The following is a 16,982-nucleotide window of genomic DNA, read 5'->3' on the forward strand; positions in this document are numbered from 1 at the left end:
GTCATCAGTCCTGCGGGTCTCGCGCCCTGTCACGGCGCATCTTCTCGGGCACTTCCGGCAATTCGCTTGTCGGGCCGTCGATCTGTTTCAGGTCGTGGCCAGGGCCGATGCCAAGGTCACCGTCGCCAACGCCGACAGGCCCGTCTTCTCCCAGAAAACGGGCGAGCGCGGCGACACGCTCCATGACATTCTCGCTCGCTCGGCCGGCGAGCAGTGCAGCATGTATCACATTTGTCCGCCCCAATGCCAAATCCAATTGTTCGGATCGGAAGATCCGGACAATCGGAACGGCATCGGCACTCCCGTAGCGGCGCCTGAGCGCCGCCGCGATTTTCGCGCGGCCATCATCGGCCGCCTCGCGCGCCTGCAGCACGGCGACGACGCCGCCCTTGGCGATCGCCGCCTCCACCTTGGCGAAACCGGCGACGATCTCGCCGGCCTTGCGGGCGAAGGACAGGGCCTGAACGGCTCCATCCTCCAGCAGCCCCGCCACGCGATCGGCGAGACCCGGCTCGACGGTCACCGCCGTCTTGAAGCCGCGTGCGAACAAGCGCTTGCGCTCCGCCGCCGCGACCATCTCGCGGCGCGCCGTCACCCAGACGCCGCGTCCGGGAAGACGGCGGCGCAGATCCGGCACCACCCGCCCCTCGGGGTCGAGCACGAAACGGATCAACTGGTCCGACGGCATCGCCAGCCGCGACACGACGCAGCTTCTGATCGTCGGCTCCCTGCGTCGCACCATCACCCTTGCGCCCGTGGCCCTTCCTTCGCTCAGGCCTCGGTCTCCTCGGCTGCTTCCTCGGTCTCGGCCGCGGCCTCTTCCTCGGTGATCCAGCCGACCTTGACGCGCGCCGTCATGATCATGCGCTCGGCATCGGCGCGCGACAGGCCGAACTTGTCGAGCAGCCCGCCATGGCGCTTCGTCTCGCCTTCGCCGCGCTCCGCCCAGCCGACCAGGTCGTCGGGAACATAGCCGGCGAAATCCTCGACAGTCTTGATCCCGTCCTTGCCGAGCGCCACCAGCATCGAGCTGGTCATGCCCGGCAGTTCCTTGAGTTCGTCGGCGACGCCGAGCGCCTTGCGCTCTTCGTCATGCTCGGCCTCGATCCGCTCGAGATAGTCGCGGGCGCGCTGCTGCAGCTCGGCCGCGGTCTCCTCGTCGAAGCCCTCGATGGATGCGAGCTCGTCGGAATCGACGAAGGCGATCTCCTCCAGCGAGGCGAAACCTTCCGAGGCGAGCAGCTGGCCGACCACCTCGTCGGCGTCGAGTGCCGTGTTGAAAAGTGTTGAACGCTCTTGAAATTCCTTCTGCCGGCGTTCCGACTCCTCCTGCTCGGTGAGGATGTCGATGTCCCAGCCGGTCAGCTGCGAGGCGAGGCGGACGTTCTGGCCGCGACGGCCGATCGCAAGCGACAGTTGGTCATCCGGGACCACGACTTCAATACGCTCGGCCTCTTCGTCGAGCACGACCTTGGCGACTTCCGCCGGCTGCAGGCCGTTGACAATGAAGGTCGCGGGATCAGGCGACCACGGGATGATGTCGATCTTCTCGCCCTGCAACTCGTTCACGACCGCCTGGACGCGGCTGCCGCGCATGCCGACGCAGGCGCCGACCGGATCGATCGAGCTGTCGCGCGAGATGACGGCCATCTTGGCGCGCGAGCCCGGATCGCGGGCGACGGCCTTCACCTCGATGATGCCGTCATAGATCTCCGGCACTTCCTGCGCGAAGAGCTTGGCCATGAACTGGGGATGGGTGCGCGACAGGAAGATCTGCGGTCCGCGCTGCTCGCGCCGCACGTCGTAGACATAGGAGCGGATGCGGTCGCCGTAGCGGAAGGTCTCGCGCGGGATAAGTTCGTCGCGGCGCACGATACCTTCGCCACGGCCGAGGTCGACGATGACATTGCCATATTCGACGCGCTTGACCTGGCCGTTGACGATCTCGCCGATGCGATCCTTGTACTCGTCGAACTGCCGGTCGCGCTCGGCCTCCCGCACCTTCTGCACGATGACCTGCTTGGCCGACTGCGCGGCGATGCGTCCGAAATCCATCGGCGGCAGCGGCTCGGCGATATAGTCGCCGACGCGGGCGGCGGGGTTCTGGTCGGTCGCGAGTTCGAGCGCGATCTCGGTCGCCGGGTTCTCGACCTGCTCGACCACCTGCAACAGGCGCTGGAGGCGGATCTCGCCGGTCTTCGGGTTGATCTCGGCGCGGACATCGGTCTCCGAGCCGTAGCGCGAGCGCGCGGCCTTCTGGATAGCGTCTTCCATCGCCGCAATGACGATCTGCCGGTCGATCACCTTCTCTCGGGCGACCGCGTCGGCGATCTGCAAGAGCTCGAGCCGGTTGGCGCTGACTGCCATCGTCCTGTCTCCACTGTTCTCGTTGGACGGTCGCGCGCCTCAGGCGTCCGCGGTTCCGTCGGTGATGTCGTCGATATCGGTGCCATCGCCGTCGGCGAGGGCCTTCTGGTTGCGCAACGCGTCGTCGATGAGCGCGTCGGTGAGGACGAGCTTGGCATCGCCGATGAGCGAAAGCGGCAGGGTCACGCGATCGGGCGCTCCGGCCGGCGCATCCTCCAGCTTGAGGCCCGTGGCATCGCCCTCGAGACCGGTCAGCGTGCCGCGGAAGCGGCGGCGCCCCTCGATCGGCTGCGACGTCTCGATGCGGGCGACATGGCCGGACCAGCGCTCGAAATCGGACCGCCGCACCAGCGGCCGGTCGATGCCGGGCGAGGAAACCTCGAGGTGGTAGGCCTCGGAAACGGGATCCTCGACATCGAGCGCCGGCGAGACGTTGCGGCTGATCGCTTCGCAGTCGTCGACCGACATCGTGCCGTCGGGACGCTCCGCCATGATCTGCACCGTCATGCCGTTGCGACGCGACGACTTCACGCGCACCAGGCGATAGCCGAGATCGACGATGATCGGCTCGACGATCGCCGCGATGCGGGCGTCGACGCCGGTCTCGACGACGAGGCGGGCGTCACTCTCTGCTTGTGGCTCGGCCAAGGCTGTCCGTCCGAACGGTTCGACCGGCGATGAGAGCGAAGTCCGGCTGCAACGTCTTTTGCAAGAGGCTTCGCGAGCGGGCCCGGAAGCCCACTCCCCAACGATCCGGTCGTTTGAGATGAATGCAAGCCGTATAGGCCCGAAGGCCGCGGAATGCAAGCTTCGTCGTCGGGCGGCGTACCGTCGCCGTGGCTGCGGCGCAACCGCTCGCCTTTATTTCGATTGCTTCCGGTCGTGGCAATACATTGCTAAGGAGCCTCTCGACACTTTCGGAATTGTTCGATCCCGAACGTCCTTACCCGGTGCCGCGTCCCATGAAATCCATCGCCCTGCGCCTTGCCGCCTTCGTCGTGCTGACCGCCGCCTCGAGCTCGCTGCTCGCCCTGCCCTATCTCGTCGGCAATTGACCGGCGCGCGGGCGGATCAGCGGCGGCGAAACGTCAGATAGGTTCCCCGCCGCCCCTCGCGGATCGCCTTCTGCTCGTAGCGCGTTCCCGGCCAGCCGGGGAAAGGCCGCCGCCAGTCGTCGGCGTCCATGGCCGTCCAGGCGAAGTCGGCGCTGCGGCCGATCGCGAGCAGCGTCCAGTCGACATAGGACGGGATGTCGGACGCGAAGCGGAAGAAACCGCCCGGCACCAGCACCCGGGCGATGCGCGCGAGATTGGTGTCCGACACGAAGCGACGCTTCCAATGGCGCCGCTTCGGCCAGGGATCGGGATACAGCAGGTCGACGACGGAAACGCTCGCCTCCGGCAGCCAGTCGAGAAGCTCCGCCGCGTCGCGGTCGAACAGACGGACATTGCCACGCGGCTCAGTATCGAGCGCGGCCGCCACCTTGGCCATGCCGTTCACGAAAGGCTCGACGCCGATGCGGCCGACATGAGACTCGGCCGCGGCGCGATGCAGAAGATGCTCACCGCCGCCGAAGCCGATCTCCAGCGCCACCGCATCGACCGGATCGCTGAACAGACCGGCAAGACGAGCCGGAGGCTCGGCGGCGAGATCCAGCGCGTAGCTGTCTAGCCCGCGCGTCAGGGCGTCCGCCCGGGCCGGACGAAGGCTATGGCCCTTGCGGCGGCCGTAGAAGGAATCGCGCCGGCCGCCCTCGACGGGATCGGTCAAAGCGCGGCCGCGATCCGATCCGACAGGTCGGTCTTCTCCCAGGAGAAGCCGCCATCCGCCTCCGGCGCCCGGCCGAAATGGCCATAGGACGAGGTGCGGGCATAGATCGGGCGGTTGAGCTGAAGGTGCTCGCGGATGCCGCGCGGCGAGAGGTCCATCACCTCGGCCAGCACCCGCTCGACGGCCGCCTCGGCGACCTTGCCGGTGCCGTGAAGGTCGACATAGATCGAGAGCGGCTGCGAGACGCCGATGGCGTAGGAGAGCTGAATGGTGCAGCGCTCGGCCGCGCCGGAGGCGACCACGTTCTTGGCCAGATAGCGCGCCGCATAGGCGGCTGAACGATCGACCTTGGTCGGGTCCTTGCCGGAGAAGGCGCCGCCCCCATGCGGGGCCGCGCCGCCATAGGTATCGACGATGATCTTGCGGCCGGTGAGCCCGGCATCGCCGTCGGGTCCGCCGATCACGAACTTGCCGGTCGGGTTGACGTGCCAGACCGTCGCGGGCGAGATCCAGCCGTCGGGCAGCGCCTCGCGGATATAGGGCTCGACGATCGAGCGGACATCCTGCGAGGAGAGGTTCTCGTCGAGATGCTGCGTGGAGAGCACCAGCTGCGTGACGCCGACCGGCTTGCCGTTCTCGTAGCGCACGGTGACCTGGCTCTTGGCATCGGGCCCGAGCACCAGCGTCTCCTTCGAGCGCCGCGCCTCCGAAAGCCGCTTCAGGATGCGGTGCGCGTAGTAGATCGGTGCCGGCATGAGCTCCGGCGTCTCGGAGCAGGCATAGCCGAACATGATGCCCTGGTCGCCGGCCCCTTCGTCCTTGTTGCCCGCCGCGTCGACGCCGACCGCGATGTCGACCGACTGCGCATGCAGGTGAACGTCGATCTCGGCCTTTTCCCAGTGGAAGCCGTCCTGCTCGTAGCCGATGTCGCGGATCGCGAGACGGGCGATATGGGAGACGAAATCGCGGGTGATCGAAGCCGGGCCGCGCGTCTCGCCGGCGATCACGACGCGGTTGGTCGTCGCGAGCGTCTCGCAGGCGACGCGCAGATGACTCGGGTCCCACCCCTGCTCCGGCCCGAGGCGGAAGAACGTGTCCACCACCTCGTCGGAAATACGGTCGCAAACCTTGTCCGGATGGCCTTCAGACACGGATTCGCTGGTGAAGAGATAGGATGTTCTAGACAATCGGGGGTCCCCGCATCTTTTGCCGGGTCGCTGACCCGGGGCGAATGTGGACAGGTTTTTAATAGGATGGCGCGGGGGGTCAAGCGCAACTGCGGGCCGATGCGCAAATGCAGGGCGGGCCGGAAAAAGATTCCAACGTCCGGCGGCGCCGCGCAAGCAGCGCAGCGCCGGAACCGAAGAATGGTGCGTTTCAGTCCTCGGCTTCGTCGCCTGCGATGGCGCGAACGAGATCGACGACCTTTCGGCGCACGCGCGGATCCTTGATGCGGACGAAGGCGCGGTTGAGCTGCAGCCCCTCGGAAGACGAGAGGAAGTCCGTCACGAAGGCCGCCGGACGCGATTCCTCGAACCCGATCTCGGACGGTGCGCCCGGCGCATCCTCGAAGAAGAACGAGACCGGAACCTGGAGCACCGAAGCGATGTGCTGCAACCGGCTCGCGCCGATCCGGTTGGTTCCCTTTTCGTATTTCTGAATCTGCTGGAACGTGATGCCCAGGCTCTCCCCGAGCTTCTCCTGGCTCATGTTCTGCATCATTCGGCGCAGACGAACCCGACCTCCCACGTGAACATCGATGGGATTCGGCACTTTCTTATTGACCATCGAGGGCTCTTTTCTCCGGAAATGCACAATTCGTCCCGGCGGCGAACATCAATTGTCGCTCGCAGAACTGATTCCAGTCTTTGCTGGACGGCATTGCTCCCGGCGCCATCCAACCGGCCCACGTTGCCAAAATGGAGGGCAACGTGCAGCCTGTCAATTCCGGGTTTTAGCAGGAGTGAAACCAGAGACAAGCGCAAGCATAAGTGCGAGGCCCGCCAGGACCAGGAAAACGAGATCTCCCCACCGGGAATAAAGCGTCGGCGGAAGAGCTGCCGGCAGGCCGCCATCGACGATCCCGGCCTTGCCGAGTTCCAGCGAAACGCGAACGCGCCCATAGGGATCGACGATGGCCGAGATGCCCGTATTGGCGGCGCGGGCGAGCGGCAGGCCCTCCTCGACGGCACGCACGATTGCCTGCTGCAGATGCTGATGCGGACCCGGCGTGTCGCCGAACCAGCCGTCATTGGTGACATTGAGCAGCCAGGCAGGCCGCTGGCGGCCGTCGATCGCCGCGCCGGGGAAGATGATCTCGTAGCAGATCAGCGGGCCGAAGGGTGGGGCTCCGTCGATCTCCATCGTCCGCAGCCGCCGGCCGGACGAGAAGCCGCCTGGCAGCGCGACCATCTGGTGCAGGCCGAAACGCGAGAAGAAGCTGTCGAACGGCAGATATTCGCCGAACGGCACCAGATGGACCTTGTCATAGGCGTCGCGAATGACGCCGTCCTCGCCGATCACATAGATGCTGTTGAAGACACGGCCCTCTGCGTCCGGATCGGGCCCCGGCTCGTCGCGGGCGGCGCCGGTCACGAGCGTCGTGCCGGGGGGCAGCAGGGCTCCGATCGCCGCCAGCGCGTTCGGCTGGTCTGTCAGGAAGAAGGGCAGCGCCGTCTCGGGCCAGATCAGGATGGTGAAGGGCGGCGGGGCGCCGTCGCGGAGGCCCTGGCCGCTCAGCGACAGGTAGCGCTGCAGCACGGTGCTGTCCCGCTCCGGCGTCCATTTCTCGTCCTGCGCCAGCACGGGCTGGACGAGACGCAGCGCGACTCCCGGGACATTCGCGTCGGCGGCGACGGTGAGCCGCATGACGCCATAGCCGAGATTGGCGAGGAAGAGGGCTGCGACGACGGCGACCGCCAGCTTGTCGGCGATACGAGCATGGCGCCCGGAGATGAGCATCGCCGGTGCGCCGAAGACGAGGAAGGCGAGAAGCGTCATGCCCCAGAGCCCGACCAGGGCGACACCCTGCATCAGCTGCGGGACGGGCATCAGCGTGTAGCCGAAGGCGTTCCAGGGAAAGCCGGTGAGAACATGGCCGCGCAGCCATTCCGCCAAAGCAAGAGCGAGCGCCAGTACCACGACGCGGCGCCAGCCCTCCGGCCACCAGAGTCGCGCGAGCGCGGTGGCCAGGCCCCAGAACAGCGCCAGTCCCGCCGGCAGCGCCACGACGGCGAAGGGCATCAGCCAGATGAAGGCACCGGCATCGGCCAGGAATGCGGCTCCGATCCACCACAGCCCGCCGAGAAAATAGCCGAAGCCGAACAGCCAGCCCGCCGCGAAGGCCGGAAGGCGGCGGGCAAGGAAGCCCGCGCGTGGCGCCGGCGCCGCTCCGTCGACCAGAAGCACCAGCACCGGCACGGTGAGCCAGAGGACGGGAAAGAAGCCGAGCGGCGGCAGCGCGAGCGCCGAGACGGCTCCGGCGCCGATGCCGATCAGAGCCCGGCGCCAGCCCCAGCTGATGAGGATGGCATCGGCCGGCGCGGCGAACCGGCTGCGGCGGGTCATCGGGCTCGAAATGGCGTCGCTCGCGAATCAGGGGAATGCGGGACCGGAGCGAGACTTGCGGTCCCGCCGTCGCGGGGTCAAGCGGCGGCGGCGTCCTCGCGGCGGACGCGCAGGCGCTTCACGCGGCGGCGGTCCGATTCGAGAATCTCGAGGGCGATGCCACCGGGCAGCGTGACATGCTCGCCGGCTTCCGGGATGCGGCCGAGCAGCGTGAAGACGAGGCCGCCGACGGTGTCGACGTCGTCGTGCTCCGCGTCGACCTCGATCGGCGTGCCGAGCGCGGCCGCGAGATCGTCGAGATCGGCGCGGGCATCGACCACGAGCGCACCGTCTGCCTCGGGGGTGATCCGCGGCGCGTCGTCCTCGTCATGCTCGTCCTCGATCTCGCCGAAGACGATCTCGACGACATCCTCAAGCGAGACGAGGCCGTCGGTGCCGCCATACTCGTCGATGACCACCGCCATCTGGACATGGCTCTGCTGCATCGTCGAGAGCAGGGTCGCGGCCGGCATCGAGGGAGGCACGAACAGGACGCTGCGGATGAGATCCGTGTCGGCGAGCTTCACCGAGAGATCGACCCGGGCGAAATCGACGGCGCTACCCGCCGCGCAGGCGACGCCGGTCAGGAAATCCATCAGATCCTTGATGTGGACCATGCCGACCGGATCGTCGAGCGACTCGCGATAGGCGGGCATGCGGGAATGGCCGCTCTCGCGGAAGGCGCGGATGACCTCGGCGAGGGTCATGTCGCGGTCGAGGGCGAGAATGTCGGCGCGCGGCACCATGACATCGTCGACGCGCACGTCGCGCAGGCGGAGGATGTTGCGCAGCATCAACCGCTCTTCAGCGGAAAAGTCGGCCGCCGCGTCCTCGCCCTCCAGCGCGCCCTCGATCTCGTCGCGAAGAGAGCCGGCGGGCTTGAAGCCGACCGCCTGTCGCAGCCGGTCGAACCAGCTGTCCTCCCGCTTCTCGGCCTCGCGCTCGGTCGGCGCGAAGGCGGGACTACTTGAGGGTTCGGGGGCGTTGTCGGCGCCCTGGCCGGACGTGTCGGTGTCGGTCATCGGTTCCTGGTTTCGTCTTCGTCGCGCCGCTCGCGCGCCTCAGGCCGCCGGCTCGGCATAGGGATCCGCGATCCCGAGCCGGCCGAGAATGGCCGTTTCCAGCCCTTCCATACGCTCTGCCTCTTCATCCTCCATGTGATCATGGCCGAAGAGGTGAAGCAAGCCATGCACGAGAAGATGGGTGAGGTGGTCGTCGAATGCGATCCCCACGGCCTTCGCCTCGGCGCGCACGGTCTCGCTGGCGAGCACGATATCGCCGAGCATCGGGCCGAACCCAGCGGCTCCGGGCGGCGTTCCGGGGAAGGAAAGGACATTGGTCGCCTTATCCTTGTGCCGCCACGATTCGTTCAGGAGGCGGATATGCTCGTCGTCGGTGAAGACGATCGAGAGTTCCGAACCATCCAGGACCTCGAGCCGCGCCTCCGCGAAGCTCGCCTCGACGGCGCGCGCGACGAGCGCGGCGAGCACGTCCTCGCCCGGCCAGTCCCCTGCCTCGACGAGGAGGTCGACCGCGATCGGAACCGCGCCGCTCACGCGGCGCCTCCGGACCGTGGCGGCCGCGCCGGCGGCTGCGGCCTGGGCGGGGCGGCGTCATAGGCCCGGACGATGCGTCCGACCAGCGGATGGCGCACGACATCGACATCGGTGAAGCGGATCTGGACGATGCCCGGCACGTCGCGCAGCAGGTCGACGGCCTCGGCGAGGCCCGAGATCTGGCCGGCCGGCAGATCGACCTGCGAGGGATCGCCGGTGATGATCATGCGCGAGCCCTCGCCGAGGCGGGTCAGGAACATCTTCATCTGCATCGAGGTGGTGTTCTGCGCCTCGTCGAGGATGACCACGGCGTTGGCGAGCGTGCGGCCGCGCATGAAGGCGAGCGGGGCAACCTCGATCATGCCCGAGGTCAGGCCGCGCTCGACCTTCTCGGGCGGCATCATGTCGTAAAGCGCGTCATACAGCGGTCGGAGATAGGGATCGACCTTCTCCTTCATGTCACCCGGCAGGAAGCCGAGCCGCTCGCCGGCCTCGACGGCCGGACGCGACAGGATCAGCCTTGAAACATCGCCGCGCTCGATCAGCGCCGCAGCATACGCGACGGCGAGATAGGTCTTGCCCGTACCTGCCGGACCGATGCCGAAGACCATCTCGGCGCGGTCCATCGCGCGGATATAGGCGTCCTGCGCCGGGTTGCGGGCCATGATCGTGCGGCGACGCGTCGAGATCTGGGCCATCGCGAGACGACCCTTCGGCTCCAGGCTCGGCAGGTTCAGCTGCTCGTCGGTGGCCTCGGCCATGCGCACGGCGCCCTCGACATCGGCCGGGCCGATCTCGTGGCCCTGCTGCAGGCGCAGATAGAGGATGTCGAGCGCAAGGCGAGCCTGCGCACAGGCCTCGGGCCGGCCGCGGATGGTGAGCTGGTTGCCCCGCGCCACCGCCTCGATGCCGAGACGCTTCTCGAGGATCGCGAGGTTCTGGTCGAACTGGCCGAAAAGCTCGCTGGCGAGGCGGTTGTCGTCGAAGCCGATCACCACATGGGCGAGGTCGGAGGCGTGCGACATCTCGGAGACGCGGCCGGCAGGCGGGCCGCCGGGAGTCGTCGAGCGTGCGGTCAAGGGGCAGTCTCCGCGCTATGGGCCATCTGGGCCGGCCATGCGCCGGCGGGCGGGTCGACCAGGGTGCCGACCAGGGTATGCGTGACGAGCGCGTCGATTACGACGCGGCCGATCGTGCCGATCCGCTCGGGCGGCGCCTCGACGGCCACCGGCTGCAGCCAGGGCGAGCGGCCCATCAACTGGCCCGGGCCGCGACCCGGCTTCTCGAAGAGAACATCCATGACGCGGCCGACGGCGGTGCGGTTGAAGGCGTCGGCCTGCGCATCGACGAGCGCCTGGAGGCGGGCGAGGCGCTCCGCCATCACGGCCTCTTCGACGGCGCCGTCCTTCAGCGCGGCTGGCGTTCCCGGGCGGGCGCTGTATTTGAAGGAGAAGGCCGAGCCGTAACCGACCTCCTCAATGAGGCGGAGCGTCGCCTCGAAATCGGCCTCGCTCTCGCCGGGGAAGCCGACGATGAAATCGGAGGACAGCGCGATGTCGGGCCGCGCGGCGCGGATGCGCTCGACGAGGCGGATATAGTCGGCCGCCTTGTGCTTGCGGTTCATGGCCGCGAGGATGCGGTCCGAGCCCGACTGCACCGGGAGATGCAGATAGGGCATCAGCGCCGGCAGGTCGCGATGGGCCGCGATCAGCGCGTCGTCCATGTCGCGCGGATGGCTGGTCGTGTAGCGCAGGCGATCGAGGCCCGGTATCTCGGCGATGCGGAAGAGCAGTTCGCCGAGGCCCCACGCGCGACCGTCCTCGCCGGCGCCGTGCCAGGCATTGACGTTCTGGCCGAGCAGCGTCAGCTCCCGCACGCCCGCATCGGCGAGCCGCCGCGCCTCGTCGAGGATCGCCGCCACGGGGCGCGAAACCTCGGCGCCGCGTGTATAGGGCACGACACAGAAGGTGCAGAACTTGTCGCAGCCTTCCTGGATGGTGAGGAAGGCGGTGACGCCGCGTGAACGCGTCTGGGAGCGCGTCGCCTTGGGCAGGGCGGCGAACTTCTCCTCGATCGCGAACTCGGTCTCGACGGCGCGACGGCCGGACGCGACCTCGCCGAGCAGGCGCGGCAGATGCTGATAGGACTGCGGGCCGACGACGAGATCCACCACCGGCGCGCGCCGGGCAATCTCGGCGCCCTCGGCCTGTGCGACGCAGCCGGTAACGCCGACCGTCACGTTGCGGCCGGATCGCGCCGCCTCCTCCTTCATGACGCGGATGCGCCCGAGCTCGGAATAGACCTTCTCGGCGGCCTTCTCGCGGATATGGCAGGTGTTGAGGAGAACGAGATCGGCCTCGTCCATCCGGTCTGTCGGCGCAAAACCGTCAGCCGCCAGCGCGTCCGTCATCCTCTCGGAATCATAGACGTTCATCTGGCAGCCATAGGTCTTGATATAGACGCGCTTCTTGGTCTCTGGTGCGGCCATTGATCCCGCGATGCTCAGGGGGTGGCGGCATGCCGCGCGGTTTCGAGCCTTCTTCTATCGCTTTTCGCCACGCGTGAGAATAGCGGCGACGCGGCCTTCAGGCAGGCGTTGCAGTGCGGCCACGCGAAGCGCGCACTGCGCGGACCATGCTCCGCACCTCGGTCTCCGCCGCGGCGGTCACCCGCTTTCGGTCGCCGGGAGCTGCCAGCACCACCGGCGTTCCGAACGAAACGACGGCATCGATCGCACCGGTCGAGACCAGCGCGGCGAGATGGGGTGCGAGGTCCATGTCGCCATGCCAGGCGACGTCGCTCATGCGCAGCCGCCCGATCGGAAGGCCCTGCAGCGCGGTATAGGCGATGGCGACCGGCTGCAACGTGATCGCGCCCTCGCCCAGCTCCCTGGCCGCTGCGCCGACCAGCGCCGAGCGGAAGGGCAGCACCTGAACGCCGTCGCCCGTCGTTCCCTCCGCGAACAGCACCAGCGCCTCGCCGCCCGCAAGCCGCGCGGCGATCGCCGCGCCGTCCCCCGCCGTCGCCGAGCGGCGGGTGCGATCGATGAAGACACTGCGCTGCAGGCGCGCGAGATGTCGCACGACAGGCCACCCGGCGACTTCCTGCTTGGCGATGAAGGAGACGGGCATCACGCTGCCGAGCGTGACGATGTCGAGCCAGGATACGTGGTTGGCGACGAGGAGCAGCGGGCGTGCAGTCGTCGGCACCCCCTCGACCCGCACCTTCATGCCGAGCATGAAGCGGGCGACGCGCTGCCAGAGCATGGGCAGAAGCCCGGCATGTCGGGGCGCGAATCGCATCGCGAGGAGCTGGAGCGGCAGGAACAGCAGCGTCACCGCCGCCAGCACGACGACGAGCAGGACGAGGCGGAGGCTCACCCCTTGCCCTTGTCGCGGGCGTCGATCGGCACGGCGTACAGCTCCAGCCGATGGTCGACGAGCCGATAGCCGAGGCGCTTGGCGATTACCTCCTGCAGAGCCTCGATCTCCTCGCTGCGGAACTCGATGACGGCTCCGGAGCGCAGATCGATGAGGTGGTCGTGATGCTCGTCCGAAACCGTCTCGTACCGGCTGCGACCGTCGCGGAAATCGTGGCGCTCGATGATGCCGGCATCCTCGAACAGCTTCACCGTGCGATAGACGGTCGAGATCGAGATGCGCGGATCGATGGCCGAGGCGCGCCGATAGACCTCCTCGACATCGGGATGGTCGGTGGCCGCGTCCAGCACGCGCGCGATCGTACGGCGCTGGTCGGTCATGCGCATGCCCTTCGCCGCGCAGGCCGCCTCGAGCGTCTGGTTTACTTCCGCCGCTGGCTCTTCCATTCCGTGACCCCCGACGCCCGGCCCTTTTCTGGCGTTAGCGAAGTTGCAACCGCATGACAAGCGCGGTCGCGCCGCCGGCGCCGTCGGCATAATAGCCCTTGCGGCGGCCGACTTCCTTGAAGCCGAGCCGTCGATAGAGGGCGAGCGCGGGGTCGTTGACCTCGCTGACCTCGAGGAAGACGCTTTCCACCGCGTCGGCGTAGAGACGGCGCAGCGCCTCCTCCATGAGGCGCCGGCCATAGCCGCGGCCGCGCCGTGCCTCGCCGACCGCGACGGTCAGGACTTCCGCCTCGCCGGCGACGACGCGCAGCATGACGAAGCCGACCACGGTGCGCGTCCCGAAGACCGATTCGCGGCGCAGCAGGAGCGTGCGCACCGTCTTCTCCGCGATCAGCCGCTCGAATTCGTCGAGGCTCCAGCCGCGGCGGAACCCCTCGGCATGGATGGTCACCATGGCCTCAAGATCGGTCTCGCTCTGCGGCTCGTCATAGGCGAGGCGGGGCTGCGGCAGGAAGGGGTGCATGAAATCGATCATCGGCGGGCGATCCTGGCCCCGGCCTGCGGCGCGGCGTCGGGCGGCTTCACATAGAGCGGCTTCGGCGGCCAGAGGTCCGGATCGAGCCGGGCGCCGAGATCGAGCAGCGTATCGATCGAGGGCGCGGAGTCGCGGTGAACGGGCTCGACGCCCTCCCCGAGCAGCGTGGCGCCGGCACCAGCGACAGCGAAGCCACCGGCCGCAGCTTCGGCGACGAAATCGGCGGCGCTGCGGGCCGAGGGCGGGCAAAGCGCAGTGCAATCGGCGTCGAACGCCTGGCCATAGAGTTCGTCGCCGCGGGCCGGCAGCAGCGCCAGCACCGGCCGCGGCGTTTCCATCAGGGCAAGGGCATGCACGGCATGGATCATCAGGGTCGGCACGCCGACCACCGGGATCCGCCTGACAAGGGCGAGGCCGCGCGCCGCGGCGATGCCGACCCGCAGGCCCGTGAACGAGCCGGGTCCAACGGTGACGGCGATCCGCTCCAGCGCAGCGGGCGGTACCGCCGCCTCGGCGAGGAGCCCGGCGATCGCATCCATGAGGATCTCGGCATGGCCGCGTCCGATCGTGGCAACCCGCGTCCATCGCCGATCGCCGGCGACGAGGCCGACCGAGGCGTTCTCCAGCGCGGTGTCGATGGCGAGCAGGATCATCGGGCCGGAATAATGCGCCGCCGCCGCCCTGTCGAGGGCAGAGCCCGCATGCCGGCGCGGCAGCGAGCTGGCTTGCGCGCCGGCCGCGCTTCTCTATGACAGGAAGCTTCGGAGAGCGCTGACGGGTCATGAACGACGACCGGATTTCGAGATCGGCCACCTTGATGCAGGTCGCGGAACGCGCCGGCGTCTCGACGGCGACGGTCGCGCGCGTGCTGAAGGCGAAGGGCTATGTCTCGGACGAGGCGCGGGCCCGCGTCGAGGCGGCGGTGAAGGCGATCGGCTACCGGCCAAACGCGATGGCCCGCGGCCTTCGGCAGCGGCGCAGCTTCACGATCGGCCACATGCTGGACGCGATCATCGTCAATCCGTTCTTCGTCAATGTCGCGCACTGGGCCGAGGAAGAAGCGCTCGAGCACGGCTACAAGACCTTTCTTTTCAATCACAACGGCGACGGCGAGCGCGAGCGGATCGGCATCGAGCGCTTCATCGAGCGGCGGGTCGACGCGGTGCTGTTCACCAATGCCATCGCGACCGAGAACGTGCGCCTGCTCGCCGCCGCCGGCATCCCGGCCTTGCAGCTGGAGCGCTCGAAGACGCCGGCCGCGCCGGCGATCCGCGTCGACAACAGGGTCGGCGCCCTCGAGGCGATGCGCCATCTCGTCGAGCAGGGCCATCGGCGGATCGCCTTTGTCGGCGGCGATCCAGACCTGATCGGGCGCGGCGCGACCGCCGGGCCGACGGTCGAGGAGGACCGGCTGGAGGCCTATCGCAGCGGCCTCGCGGCGGCCGGGCTGTCGCCCGATCCGGCGCTGATGCGGCTCGGCCGCTATTACAGCCTCGAGGCCGGCGGCACGAGCTCGGAAGGGTACCGCCACGCCAAGTCCTTGCTGGGACTGGAAAAACGGCCGACTGCTATCTTCGCCACCTGCGACATCCTCGCGGCCGGAGCGCTGCAGGCGGTCTACGAGGCGGGCCTCAGGGTGCCGGACGACATCTCGGTGATCGGCTTCGACGACACGATCGCGGCCAATCTCACGCCGCAGCTCACCACCGTCGCGCAGCCGATGGAGGATCTCGGCCGCATCGGCTTCCGCGCCGTGCTGGCGGCGATCGAGAGCGGGGAATTCCCCGAACTTCCCGTGCTGCCGAGCCGGCTTGTGCTGCGCCGGTCCACCGCCTCCATCGCGCGCTGACCCTCGTCGATACCCGTTTCAGTCGTCGTTGACCGAATGCGTTTCGCAATGTACAAAATTCAATATGTCATCGATGACATACGGTGTTGATTCAACATTCGACACCCAATCCAGCCTGCGAAAAGACAGGCGCCGTCAGGAAACGCCACCGCCGCGCCATCGCGGCCAACCGAACCCATTCGGAGGGACACCCATGCGCATCAAGGCGCTCCTCGCCGCCACGGCACTCGCCGCCGGCCTCGCCGCTTCGCCGGCCCTGGCCGAGACCAATGTCACGTTCTGGCAGTTCTCCACCCGCGATGCCGACATCGCCGCCTGGAACGACGCGATCGCGGCGTTCGAGAAGGCGAACCCGGACATCAAGGTCAATATGGAGATCGTGCCCTGGTCGGAGCAGCAGCAGCGCCTCGTCAGCGCGCTCTCGGCCGGCGGCCTGCCGGACGTCTCGATGCTCGGCAACAATGTCGTGGCGCAGTTCCAGGCGGCCGGCGCGCTCGCCCCGCTGGACGACTACATCGCCGCCTATGACAAGGAGACCGGCGACGACTTCGCCGCCAATGTCTGGCCGGGCGACAAGGGCTATTACAACCTGGCCGGCAAATGGTGGGCCTCGCCGGTGAATGTCGAGACCCGCGCGCTCTACTATCGCAAGGACCTGTTCAAGGCCGCCGGGCTCGATCCCGACAAGCCGCCGCAGACCTGGGAGGAGTTCGCCGCCGACGCGAAGAAGCTCACCAGGGACGGCGTCTATGGCGCGGGCCTCTCGATGAGCCTCGACTATTTCACCGTCCAGAACTTCATGAGCGCCTATCTCGGCTATGGCGCGCGCATGTTGAACGACGACGGCAAGTGCGGCTTCGACACGCCCGAATTCAAGCAGGCGCTCGACGTCTATGTCGGCGTCTACAAGGACAAGGCGACCCATCCCGACGCGCCGACCATGAACGGCGACACCTTCCGCAAGGGCTTCCGCGACGGCAAGTTCGCGATGATCCTGTCGGACCCCGGCCTCTACAAGGACCTGCAGAACGACAAGGCTCCCTTCCTCGACGATGTCGGGATCGCTTTCGTGCCGGCCGGCGCCAAGAACCGCTCCGGCTTCCTCGGCGGCTGGCCGCTGGTGCTGTGGGATGCGTCGGAGAACAAGGAAGCCGCCGCCAAGTGGATCCTGTTCGCGACCCATGGCGAGGCGCTGAAGAACCTCGCGACGAAGGGCGGCTTCATCCCCGGCAATGTCGCGCTCGCCAAGCAGGTCCCGTGGACCGAGTTCCCCTATCCGGTCTTCGTCGAGCAGCTTCAGGACGCCAAGGCCTACCAGTATCCGAGCGAAGCCATCCCGCAGATGGGCCAGCTCGAGGTCGACACGATCCAGAAGGCCGTGCAAGCGGTGGCGCTTGGGCAGAAGTCGACCGACGAGGCGACGGCCGAGCTCTGCACCGCGATCAACGACGTGCTCGCCCGCTGACCGGCGCG

17 protein-coding genes are annotated in these 16,982 nt (G+C 68.0%); 2 read left to right on the forward strand and 15 right to left on the reverse strand.

The window, feature by feature from the left end; genetic code table 11:
- Positions 1–4 precede the first annotated feature (4 nt).
- From QO015_RS12740 to tsaB, 15 genes are all read right to left on the reverse strand, one after another.
- Positions 5–742 carry an RNA-binding protein gene (locus QO015_RS12740; RefSeq protein ID WP_266282356.1) on the reverse strand — a complete coding sequence of 246 codons (738 nt, stop codon included), beginning with the start codon at positions 740–742 and terminating at the stop codon, positions 5–7.
- A 29-nt stretch (positions 743–771) separates the two neighbouring features.
- Positions 772–2,367: a transcription termination factor NusA gene (gene nusA, locus QO015_RS12745; protein ID WP_266278992.1), complete on the reverse strand. Its 1,596-nt coding sequence runs from the start codon at positions 2,365–2,367 to the stop codon at positions 772–774.
- 39 nt (positions 2,368–2,406) lie between these two features.
- Entirely contained in the window at positions 2,407–3,015 is a 609-nt protein-coding gene (gene rimP / locus QO015_RS12750; protein ID WP_266278991.1) for a ribosome maturation factor RimP, read from the reverse strand.
- Between the two features lie 423 nt (positions 3,016–3,438).
- Complete coding sequence (gene trmB / locus QO015_RS12755; protein ID WP_266278989.1) at positions 3,439–4,137, reverse strand: tRNA (guanine(46)-N(7))-methyltransferase TrmB; 699 nt, start codon at positions 4,135–4,137, stop codon at positions 3,439–3,441.
- On the reverse strand, positions 4,134–5,324 hold the full coding sequence (metK, locus tag QO015_RS12760; RefSeq protein WP_266278988.1) for a methionine adenosyltransferase: 1,191 nt from the start codon (positions 5,322–5,324) through the stop codon (positions 4,134–4,136). Before metK ends, trmB begins: the two co-directional genes overlap by 4 nt.
- A gap of 190 nt (positions 5,325–5,514) precedes the next feature.
- Entirely contained in the window at positions 5,515–5,925 is a 411-nt protein-coding gene (locus tag QO015_RS12765; protein ID WP_266278986.1) for a helix-turn-helix domain-containing protein, read from the reverse strand.
- 153 nt (positions 5,926–6,078) lie between these two features.
- Positions 6,079–7,704 (reverse strand): apolipoprotein N-acyltransferase, encoded by a 1,626-nt coding sequence (lnt, locus tag QO015_RS12770; RefSeq protein ID WP_266278984.1) that lies wholly within the window; start codon positions 7,702–7,704, stop codon positions 6,079–6,081.
- A gap of 77 nt (positions 7,705–7,781) precedes the next feature.
- Positions 7,782–8,765 (reverse strand): transporter associated domain-containing protein, encoded by a 984-nt coding sequence (locus QO015_RS12775; protein ID WP_266278983.1) that lies wholly within the window; start codon positions 8,763–8,765, stop codon positions 7,782–7,784.
- A gap of 39 nt (positions 8,766–8,804) precedes the next feature.
- A complete protein-coding gene (ybeY, locus tag QO015_RS12780; protein ID WP_266278982.1) occupies positions 8,805–9,299 on the reverse strand; it encodes an rRNA maturation RNase YbeY in 495 nt (164 codons plus the stop codon).
- The gene (locus QO015_RS12785; protein ID WP_266282355.1) at positions 9,296–10,324 is read right to left on the reverse strand and encodes a PhoH family protein; all 1,029 of its coding nucleotides are present in this window, start codon (positions 10,322–10,324) and stop codon (positions 9,296–9,298) included. Before QO015_RS12785 ends, ybeY begins: the two co-directional genes overlap by 4 nt.
- A 50-nt stretch (positions 10,325–10,374) precedes the next feature.
- A complete protein-coding gene (miaB, locus tag QO015_RS12790) occupies positions 10,375–11,787 on the reverse strand; it encodes a tRNA (N6-isopentenyl adenosine(37)-C2)-methylthiotransferase MiaB (protein ID WP_266278981.1) in 1,413 nt (470 codons plus the stop codon).
- Between the two features lie 97 nt (positions 11,788–11,884).
- Positions 11,885–12,679: a lyso-ornithine lipid O-acyltransferase gene (olsA, locus tag QO015_RS12795; protein WP_266278980.1), complete on the reverse strand. Its 795-nt coding sequence runs from the start codon at positions 12,677–12,679 to the stop codon at positions 11,885–11,887.
- On the reverse strand, positions 12,676–13,125 hold the full coding sequence (locus QO015_RS12800; protein WP_266278979.1) for a Fur family transcriptional regulator: 450 nt from the start codon (positions 13,123–13,125) through the stop codon (positions 12,676–12,678). Before QO015_RS12800 ends, olsA begins: the two co-directional genes overlap by 4 nt.
- Before the next feature lie 34 nt (positions 13,126–13,159).
- Positions 13,160–13,660, reverse strand: a complete 501-nt coding sequence (rimI, locus tag QO015_RS12805) for a ribosomal protein S18-alanine N-acetyltransferase (protein ID WP_266278977.1) — start codon at positions 13,658–13,660, stop codon at positions 13,160–13,162.
- Entirely contained in the window at positions 13,657–14,313 is a 657-nt protein-coding gene (tsaB, locus tag QO015_RS12810) for a tRNA (adenosine(37)-N6)-threonylcarbamoyltransferase complex dimerization subunit type 1 TsaB (RefSeq protein WP_266278976.1), read from the reverse strand. Before tsaB ends, rimI begins: the two co-directional genes overlap by 4 nt.
- Positions 14,314–14,477: 164 nt before the next feature.
- On the opposite strand from tsaB, the gene QO015_RS12815 reads away from it, so the two are divergent.
- A complete protein-coding gene (locus QO015_RS12815) occupies positions 14,478–15,509 on the forward strand; it encodes a LacI family DNA-binding transcriptional regulator (RefSeq protein ID WP_266282353.1) in 1,032 nt (343 codons plus the stop codon).
- Positions 15,510–15,702: 193 nt separating this feature from the next.
- Positions 15,703–16,974 (forward strand): ABC transporter substrate-binding protein, encoded by a 1,272-nt coding sequence (locus QO015_RS12820; RefSeq protein WP_266278974.1) that lies wholly within the window; start codon positions 15,703–15,705, stop codon positions 16,972–16,974.
- Positions 16,975–16,982 lie beyond the last annotated feature (8 nt).

The organism is Kaistia geumhonensis (assembly GCF_030815145.1).
In the GTDB taxonomy this organism is placed as follows: Bacteria; Pseudomonadota; Alphaproteobacteria; order Rhizobiales; family Kaistiaceae; genus Kaistia; species Kaistia geumhonensis.